Here is a 9,246-nt window from a genome sequence, read left to right as displayed (position 1 = left end):
CAGCGGGCAGGCGGTACGCAGCGCGCTGGGCGGCTGGCGGGGGGAGGCGCAGGTGCATGCCGTAACGCTGCCGTTCTCCGACGCCCTGTGCGCCATGCGTTCGCTAAAGGGTATCGGTGCCACCCATTTACACCAGGGGCGCAGCGCGGCGCCGCTGAGCCGCACAAAGCTGCAGCAGCTTCAGCTGGCGTGGCCGAAACGGCACGGGCAGTGCCCGCTGACCTACCATCTTTTTACAGGAGTGATTGAACGTGATTGAGCGTTATTTCGTCACCGGAACCGATACTGAAGTCGGCAAAACGGTGAGCAGCTGCGCCCTGCTGCAGGCGGCGAACCTGCGGGGTCGGAACAGCGCCGGCTATAAGCCGGTGGCCTCCGGCAGCGAGTACACGGCGCAGGGCCTGCGCAACGACGACGCCCTGGCCCTGCAGCGCAACAGCCGCGTGGCGCTGAGCTACCAGCAGGTTAACCCGTTAACCTTCGCTGAACCCACTTCGCCGCATATTATCAGCGCCGATGAGGGGCGCCCCATTACCGCCGCCGCGCTTTCCGCCGGGCTGCGCGAGCTGGAACCGCTGGCCGACTGGCTGCTGGTGGAAGGGGCGGGGGGCTGGTTTACGCCGCTGTCCGAAACCCTGAGCTTTGCCGACTGGGTGCAGGAAGAGCGGCTGCCGGGGATTCTGGTGGGGGGAATAAAGCTGGGCTGCATTAATCATGCCCTGCTGACGGCTCAGGCGGTGCGCCAGGCAGGGCTGCCGCTGGTGGGCTGGATTGCCAACGACGTCCAGCCGCCGGGGAAGCGGCATAGCGAATACCTCGCGACCCTCAAACGGCTGCTGCCCGCGCCCATGCTGGGCGAGATCCCGTGGCTGGAGGAAGCATCCCGGCGGGAAGACCTCGGCCAGTACCTCGATCTTAGCGCGCTGGATCGGGCGTCATCCACTGCGCCAGCAGCGGCTCATCCAGCTGTATAACGTCGCCCTGCGCCACGCTGCGCCCGCGGTGCAGCAGGCAGAAGCGGTCGGCCACCCGGCGAATGAACGGCAGGTGCTGCTCGGCGAGCAGCACCGTTAACCCGATATCCCGGTTCAGGCGCACCAGCAGATCCCCCAGCTTATGCATAAAGTGCTGCCCGCTGCCGCGCGACGGCTCGTCGAGGATCAGCAGGCGCGGTCGGACGATCAGCGCCCTCGCCAGCGCCAGCTGGTACCTGTCGTCTTCCGAGAGCGCGGCGCCTTTGCTCTGGCGCAGGGCGTAGAGCTGCGGAAAGAGATCGTAAATCTCGCTATTCACCACGGCGCCGGGCGTGCCTCCGGCCGCCAGCGCAATATGCAGATTCTCCTCTACGCTGAGCTGCGAAAAGATGCGCCGGTCCTGCGGCACGTAGCCGATGCCGATGACGCTGCGTGAATGGGCGGAGAGCGGCATCAGGTCGCAGGGCGGCGCGCCGCGCTCCTGCCAGGTGATGCTGCCGCTGGCGACCGGGAGGTTCCCGGTAATGCAGTTGACCAGCGTGGTTTTCCCCATTCCCTCACTTCCCATCACGCAGGTACACTCTCCTGACCTGAGCTCAAGATCGACGTTCCACAGCGTGTGCTGGCTTCCATAGTACTGATTGACGGCGCGTAGACTCAACATAGACGTTTTCTCCTTTTTGACGACGGCGAGCGAGACAAACATTCTGCAAATCTCTTGCCAGGAAAAAGAAGTGACGGCATTTTTTCGCCAGCGCAGGTCGCGGCGGCCACCGCCGGCGGGGAACAGCGAAGCGGCTGCACTTTCCCGGTGCTAAACGACGTGAAACGTGGTGCAGAAAGCAGCAAAAAGGCGGGCGTCCTTAGCTGATAAATATCAAAAATAATTCAATAATATTTTTTAGCCGCGTGATTTTTGCCGGCGGGCAATTTCGGCCGGGTGGCAGAGGTCATGGCCTGCAGCGAGTTATCCACTATTCCTGTGGATAACCTTGTGTATTAGAGTTAGAGAACTTGCGGTAAGCTAGAGATTACGCGGCCTGCGGCTGAATTGGCGCGAAACCCGTCTTTTATTAAATTTTATTTAATATCAATTGGTTGTATAAAATCAATGGCTGTAAGGAAAGTGTCACCTGCTGCCATAAAAGATTCATCGCCTTGCTTGACAAATGTTAAATGACAAAATTTTCTGGGGATAACCTTACACAGTGGTGGATTATTCCGCATGGCGCGCTTTTTTTGCCCAAATGCGGCCGCCCGGGGCAAGGTTTACAGAGCGAACAATAATACGATACTGGTTTTATATCCAGTATTATTTGTTGGCAAAAGCGCCGGCGACGGGTAGAATTAAACACCTGCCGTTTCGCGCCGGGCGCTTCATCCTCCTTCAGGGTCAGACATATGAGTAAAACGTTCACGCTGCATTCCGCTTTCCGTCCCTCTGGCGATCAGCCAGAAGCCATTCGTCGCCTTGAAGAGGGGCTGGAAGATGGCCTGGCGCACCAAACGCTGCTGGGGGTAACCGGGTCGGGTAAAACCTTCACCATCGCTAACGTTATTGCCGACCTGCAGCGTCCAACGATGGTCCTCGCGCCCAACAAGACCCTGGCGGCGCAGCTGTATGGCGAAATGAAGGAGTTTTTCCCGGAGAACGCCGTCGAGTATTTCGTCTCCTACTACGACTACTACCAGCCTGAAGCCTACGTGCCGAGCTCGGACACCTTCATCGAGAAGGACGCCTCGGTCAACGAACATATTGAGCAGATGCGCCTGTCGGCAACCAAGGCGCTGCTGGAGCGCCGCGACGTCATCGTGGTGGCCTCGGTCTCGGCTATTTATGGCCTCGGCGATCCTGACCTGTACCTGAAGATGATGCTACACCTGACCACCGGCATGCTGATTGACCAGCGGGCTATTCTGCGCCGCCTCGCGGAACTGCAGTACACCCGTAACGATCAGGCTTTCCAGCGCGGGACCTTCCGCGTTCGCGGCGAGGTCATTGACGTCTACCCGGCGGAATCAGACGATATTGCCCTGCGTATTGAGCTGTTTGACGAAGAGGTTGAGCGCCTGTCGCTCTTTGACCCGCTTACCGGGCAGGTTGAATCGTCCATTCCGCGCTACACCATCTACCCGAAAACGCACTACGTTACCCCGCGCGAGCGAATCGTTCAGGCGATGGAAGAGATAAAAGTCGAGCTGGCGGAGCGGCGTAAAGTGCTGCTGGAAAACAACAAGCTGCTGGAAGAGCAGCGCCTGAGCCAGCGTACCCAGTTCGACCTCGAAATGATGAACGAGCTGGGCTACTGCTCGGGGATTGAAAACTACTCGCGCTATCTTTCCGGGCGCGGGCCGGGCGAGCCGCCGCCGACGCTGTTCGACTACCTGCCGGCGGATGGCCTGCTGGTTATCGATGAATCCCACGTGACCATTCCGCAAATCGGCGGGATGTATCGCGGCGACCGGGCGCGTAAAGAGACGCTGGTGGAGTACGGTTTCCGCCTGCCGTCGGCGCTGGACAACCGCCCGATGAAGTTTGAGGAGTTTGAGGCGCTGGCGCCGCAGACCATCTACGTTTCGGCGACGCCCGGCGCCTACGAGCTGGATAAATCCGGCGATGAGGTGGTCGATCAGGTGGTCCGTCCGACCGGCCTGCTTGACCCGGTTATCGAAGTGCGCCCGGTGGGGACCCAGGTCGACGATCTGCTGTCGGAGATTCGCCTGCGCTCCGCCATCAACGAGCGCGTGCTGGTGACGACCCTGACCAAGCGGATGGCCGAAGACCTCACCGAGTACCTCGAAGAGCACGGCGAGCGCGTGCGCTATCTGCATTCGGATATCGACACCGTCGAGCGTATGGAGATCATCCGCGATCTGCGCCTTGGCGAGTTTGACGTGCTGGTCGGGATCAACCTGCTGCGTGAAGGGCTGGATATGCCGGAGGTCTCGCTGGTGGCGATCCTTGATGCCGACAAAGAGGGCTTCCTGCGCTCCGAGCGCTCGCTGATCCAGACCATCGGCCGCGCGGCGCGTAATATCAACGGTAAGGCGATTCTCTACGGCGACAGGATCACCGCCTCGATGGCGAAGGCCATCAGCGAAACCGAACGCCGTCGCGAGAAGCAGCAGCGCTATAACGAAGAGCACGGTATCACCCCGCAGGGCCTGAATAAGAAGGTGGTCGATATCCTGGCGCTGGGCAGCGGCCTGGCGAAGACCAAGGCCAAAGGGCGCGGCAAGTCGCGTTCACCGGTCGAGGCGGATACGCCGGTGCTGACGCCAAAAGCGCTGCAGCAGCGAATTCACGAGCTGGAAGGGCAGATGATGCAGCACGCGCAGAACCTGGAGTTCGAAGAGGCGGCCCAGATCCGCGACCAGCTGCATAAGCTGCGGGATCTGTTTATCGCCGCGTCGTAGGCCGGCGGCCGTCGCGCCGGGCGGCTATGCCGCGGCCGGACTGGGCTCTGGCCGCGCGGAACGCTCGCGACGTACGGGCAGCGCCTGCGGATGCGAGGGCTGCCCGGCGTCACAATGGCAAATCAATGGCAAATAAAATCGCCCGGCGGGGGCGGCTCTTAATATCCGCTTAATCTTGTTCAGGGACACTATCTTCATTCTAATGAGGATAGCGCCATGCAAAAACTACACTTTCGCCAATATCTGGCCATTACCTGCGCCTTTATTATCGTCGTCGCCTTCTTCCATCAGTGGGTGCTGACCTTCTGACGCGAAGGCCTCGGGAAGAGCACCCAGGCGCGAACGCCGGGGCCCGGCTGGCGATTATGCAAAAAGAACTGGGTATCGTGCAGCTGGGCGATACGGGTGACGATGCTTAATCCCAGGCCAATGCCGCCGTAGCGGCTGTCCATGCGGACGAAGGCTTTACTCAGTTCGCCGCTTTTTGCTTCATCAATTCCCGGCCCTTCATCCTCCACCGCCAGAATCGGCGTTGACCCCGCCTGAATCGAGACGCGGATCGTAGAGTCCGTTGGGCTATAGCGGTGCGCATTCTCCACCAGATTGCGCAGCACCACGCGCAGCAGCGTGGCGTCGCCGGACACCATCACCTCCTCGTCCGCACCGGCTATCTCAAGCTTTTGCCGGCGCGGCGCCAGCATCGCTTCCAGCTCCTCCTCGAGCGGTTCTACGACATCCTCCATCAGCTGCACCTGCTGGTAGCTACCGGCGGAAAACGACTGCCCTACGCGGGCCAGCTGCAGGAGCTGGGAGATGCTGTTGGTCATCTGATCGAGGCGCTGAATAAGCGGATCGACCTCCACCCCGTGCACTTTGGCCAGCAGCTCGAGGTGCAGGCGCAGCCCGGCCAGCGGCGTGCGCAGCTCGTGGGCCACGTCGGCGGTAAACAGCCGCTCGCGGTCGAGCGTCAGGTTCAGACGCGATACCAGCTGATTTAGCGCGGTAGTGACGGCGGTCACTTCCGGCACCGACTCGCTGAGCTCGATAGGCTGGAGGTTATCCGGGGTGCGGTTCTCCAGCTCGCTCTGCAGGCGGGAGAGCGGGCGGGTAATCTTTTTCACCGCCAGCAGGCTGATATAGAGCGCGAGGCCGATAATCAGCAGGCTTGGGATCAGCAGGCTGGCGACCGCTTCCCGCACCTCGTGCTCAACGTGCTTCTGGTTGTTGTGCCCCTCGATGGCGCTGGCCACCAGCAGCTGAATCTGCTCCTTGCTTTCATGCCACAGCCAGAACACGCTGATAATCTGGCAGATCGCCAGAATCGCGCCGATGGTCAGCAGCAGGCGAAAGCGCATGGTCCATTTTTCGGTGGCTAACAGCGGCATCTCTTTATGACTCCGATTCGGTATTGTTCACCAGCATATAGCCAAAGCCCCTGACGGTGCGGATCCGCGCTTTACCGACCTTATCGCGCAGGTTGTGGATATGCACCTCCAGGGTATTGGTCGCCGGCTCGTTATCCCAGCTGTAGATATCGTTGTAGAGAATTTCCCGATGTACCGGACTGCCCGCCTTCATCATCAGGCGCGACAGCAGGGAGTACTCTTTTGGCGTCAGCTCCAGCGAATCCCCGCCCAGCCACACCTGACGGCGGGTGATATTGAGGCGCAGGTTGCCGACCACCATTTCGCTGTCGCCCTGGTTATTGTGGCGGCGGAGCAGCGCGCGGATGCGGGCGTTAAGCTCCTCCAGCGCAAAGGGCTTCACCAGATAGTCGTCGGCGCCGGTATCGAGACCGTCGATGCGGTCTTCGACGGTATCGCGGGCGGTGAGGATAAGCACCGGCTGGCTGAATTTCTCCCGCCGCATCCGCGCGAGGAAGTGCAGGCCGTCCTCATCCGGCAGCCCGAGGTCGAGGACCACCAGACTGTAGTGGTTGCTGGCCAGCGACAGCGCGGCCTCATGCGCGCTGGCGACGCCGTCGCAGGCGTATCCTTCGCTCTGCATGGCCAGAATTAATCCCTGTAACAGGAGCGCGTCGTCTTCAATGACTAAGATTTTCATCTGCCGGCCTCGCTTATGCATGGCGTTAAAATATCGTCTGTCGGCCGGTATTCGCGGGTATTGACCCCGAACATGCCGAGCAGGGTGGAGAACAAGTTATCCTGCGAATAGGGCGCCGTTTTTGCCTTCTGCTGCAGGCACTGGCTGGAAACGCCGTAGCGCTGCTGGTAATCCTGCGACAGCCACATCAGCATTGGGACGTGCTTTTGCGTATCCGGCGCGATGGACCACGGCAGCCCGTGCAGATACACGCCATCTTCCCCCAGCGACTCGCCGTGGTCGGAAAGATAGACCAGGCTGGTGGTAAATTTATCCTGCTTCGACTGCAGCAGCTTGATGGCCTTATCCACCACGTAATCGACGTACAAAATGGTGTTGTCGTAGGTGTTGGTCAACTGCTGCTGCGTGCAGCCCTGAATTTCATTGGTATCGCAGGTTGGGGTGAATTTTTTGAATTCAGCCGGGTAGCGATTGTAGTACGTCGGGCCGTGGCTGCCGATAGTGTGCAGAACGATAATGCCGTCCTGTTGCAAACCGTCGATGTAGCTTTCCAGATTATGGAATAAGACCTCATCGTAGCACTCGCCGTCGATGCACTGACCCGTCAGCTTGAGATCGGTAACGTTCTGATGCGGAACGCGATCGCAGGCGCCTTTACAGCCGCCGTCGTTGTCGTTCCACAATACCTGAATACCGGCACGCTGCAGAATGTCCAGCACGCCCTCCTGGTGATGCGCCAGCTCTTCATCATAGCGCTCGCGCGGCATGTTGGAGAACATGCACGGAACGGAAACGGCGGTGGCGGTGCCGCAGGAGGTGGTGTCGGGAAAATAGATAACGTTATCCTGCTGCAGGCGCGGGTTGGTTTCGCGGGGGTAGCCGCCGAGGGAGAAATCTTGCGCCCGCGAAGTTTCGCCGAGCACCAGAATGGTCAGGTTTTTTCGCGGCCCGTCGCGCATTTGCGGCTTCTGCTGCGCATCTTCGCCAATTTTGACCAGCGGCAGATTGTCCATCTTATTGTGTGCATACCACGAATTGATCGCCACGATGCTGTTTGACGGGCTCAGCGACTTCACCAGCTCTTTATTATTGCGGAACACCGAGGCGTAATCTTTATAAAACAGGGCGGCAATCAGCATGATAAGGAGCGCCGAGAGCGCCACGTTGAGCAGCCGCACGGCGACGCCGCGGGCGAAGGTTTTCGGCTTACGCACCTTAATCCACCAGGCCGCCAGTACCGCCAGCACGCCGGACAGCCCGAGCGTCAGCACCATGCTGCCCGACATCAGGGCGAAGCTCTCCGCCGGCGTGGTATCCAGAATGTTGGCGATCATCGCCCGGTCGATAATGATCCCAAAGCTCCAGATAAAATACTGCGCCGAGGCGCTAAGCAGAATAAACAGGCTGATAACGACGCGGTCGAGCCTGAGGAAAGAGGCCAGGGTGGTGAGGATATTCATCACGCTGAAGGCGACCAACGGCATGCTGAGGAACACCAGCCAGCTATGCAGGTTATTGACCGGCAGCAGGGTGAAGACCTGGCGGTAGAAGGCAATATTGAGGAACAGACCGACGTAGGCGGCAAAGATAATCAGGTAAAGCGTGCGGCTCACTACCGGTCGACGCAGTGGAAATAACGACATAGCAAAAGTCCTGGTGAAAACATGCTCGCTATGCTGCCACTTCTTTTTTAAGACAACCTTAAGATATTAATGTGGGGAGCCGACCCTCCCCACGCTATGAAGCCATTCGGAATTAGCCGGGTATCTGAATCGCTTTTTCCAGCGCGTTGCGCAGCAGCAGGCGATCGTGGCGATAGGGCACGTCGCTGGCATCCAGCGGCGTCTGGATGACCATCCGCTCCTCAAGGCCGCGGATATCGGCCTTTGGTCCGACGACCACGGCGTCAATCACCCGCTTGCCCACGTGGTGCTCCATAATCGCGATGCGGTCCGCCAGCGTCAGTGTGGCGGCCGGGCTGTGCTCTTTGCCGAGGTTGTCGATGAAAACCATCGGCGCCGGCGTGCGGCGCAGCGCCTGCGCCATATCGTCGAGCAGCAAAATAGGCAGCAGGCTGGTGTAGAAGCTGCCGGGGCCGATCAGAATGAGATCGGCTTCAGCGATCGCCGCAACCGCTTCGCGGGTCGCGGGAACCGGCGGGGTCAGCATCAGCTCGCGCGGCACGCGGGGAAGCTGGTCGATATTGACTTCGCCATAAACTTCGTGGCCTTCGTCGTCAATCGCCATCAGGTCCACCGGTTGTTCGGACATCGGTATCAGGAATGCGTCAACTTTTAGCAGGTTTCTGATTAAATTAATCGCCTCTAAAGGCCTGACGCTAAGGTGATCGAGGGCCTTTAACATCAGATTTCCGAGGTTATGCCCGGAAAGTTCGCCGTTACCGGCAAAACGGTACTCAAACATGGCGGATGCCACGCTGGGTTCGGCGATCAGCTGGTTAATACAGTTGCGCATATCCCCCCAGGCAATGCCGCCTTCGGCACGGCGAATACGCCCCGTCGATCCGCCGTTATCGGTGGTGGTGACGATGCCTGTCAGGCGCGATCCGAGCGATGAGAGTGACGACATCACCCGGCCCAAACCATGCCCTCCGCCAAGAGCCACTACCCGATCGAGGTCGGCGAAAGTCCGATTGCGCATACTAATTCCTTATCTCAAATGAACGGGCTCACAGTAACCGATCTACCCCTAAAAGACGATGCTACGATCCTGACAAACTGACCGACATCAATGCAAAACCCTGAATTTTGGCTATTCTGTTACGAAAATG

At 59.6% G+C, this 9,246-nt stretch carries 7 protein-coding genes and 1 pseudogene; 3 read left to right on the top strand and 5 right to left on the bottom strand.

All coding sequences use genetic code 11. The annotated features are described in order from the left end of the window. Window positions 1–259 (top strand): annotated as a pseudogene (locus PFH44_RS10245) (malonyl-ACP O-methyltransferase BioC); the annotation flags it as partial. Beyond that, a complete protein-coding gene (gene bioD / locus PFH44_RS10240; protein ID WP_283824945.1) occupies window positions 252–974 on the top strand; it encodes a dethiobiotin synthase in 723 nt (240 codons plus the stop codon). The pseudogene PFH44_RS10245 and the gene bioD, both read left to right, overlap by 8 nt. On the opposite strand, the gene PFH44_RS10235 is transcribed toward bioD, so the two are convergent. After that, window positions 916–1,638: an ABC transporter ATP-binding protein gene (locus tag PFH44_RS10235; RefSeq protein ID WP_076944988.1), complete on the bottom strand. Its 723-nt coding sequence runs from the start codon at window positions 1,636–1,638 to the stop codon at window positions 916–918. The two genes, bioD and PFH44_RS10235, sit on opposite strands and share 59 nt — an antisense overlap. Before the next feature lie 737 nt (window positions 1,639–2,375). Here PFH44_RS10235 and uvrB point away from each other — a divergent pair. Beyond that, the gene (gene uvrB / locus PFH44_RS10230; RefSeq protein ID WP_283824944.1) at window positions 2,376–4,391 is read left to right on the top strand and encodes an excinuclease ABC subunit UvrB; all 2,016 of its coding nucleotides are present in this window, start codon (window positions 2,376–2,378) and stop codon (window positions 4,389–4,391) included. 287 nt (window positions 4,392–4,678) lie between these two features. Here uvrB and pmrB read toward each other — a convergent pair whose 3' ends face one another. The 4 genes from pmrB to yvcK all read right to left on the bottom strand — a co-directional run bounded on the left by pmrB (window position 4,679) and on the right by yvcK (window position 9,116). Next, complete coding sequence (gene pmrB / locus PFH44_RS10225; RefSeq protein ID WP_283824943.1) at window positions 4,679–5,776, bottom strand: two-component system sensor histidine kinase PmrB; 1,098 nt, start codon at window positions 5,774–5,776, stop codon at window positions 4,679–4,681. A gap of 4 nt (window positions 5,777–5,780) precedes the next feature. After that, complete coding sequence (pmrA, locus tag PFH44_RS10220; protein WP_045854540.1) at window positions 5,781–6,455, bottom strand: two-component system response regulator PmrA; 675 nt, start codon at window positions 6,453–6,455, stop codon at window positions 5,781–5,783. Continuing rightward, window positions 6,452–8,098, bottom strand: coding sequence for a phosphoethanolamine transferase EptA (gene eptA / locus PFH44_RS10215; RefSeq protein WP_283824942.1), 1,647 nt, complete (start codon window positions 8,096–8,098; stop codon window positions 6,452–6,454). Before eptA ends, pmrA begins: the two co-directional genes overlap by 4 nt. 112 nt (window positions 8,099–8,210) lie before the next feature. Then, the gene (gene yvcK / locus PFH44_RS10210; RefSeq protein WP_045854542.1) at window positions 8,211–9,116 is read right to left on the bottom strand and encodes a uridine diphosphate-N-acetylglucosamine-binding protein YvcK; all 906 of its coding nucleotides are present in this window, start codon (window positions 9,114–9,116) and stop codon (window positions 8,211–8,213) included. Between the last annotated feature and the right edge of the window lie 130 nt (window positions 9,117–9,246).

It is taken from the genome of Klebsiella sp. Ech2A, assembly GCF_030078455.1.
Classification (GTDB): Bacteria; Pseudomonadota; Gammaproteobacteria; order Enterobacterales; family Enterobacteriaceae; genus Klebsiella; species Klebsiella terrigena.
The sequence above is the reverse complement of the archived record's forward strand: the minus strand, read 5'-3'. Positions and strand labels throughout refer to the sequence as shown.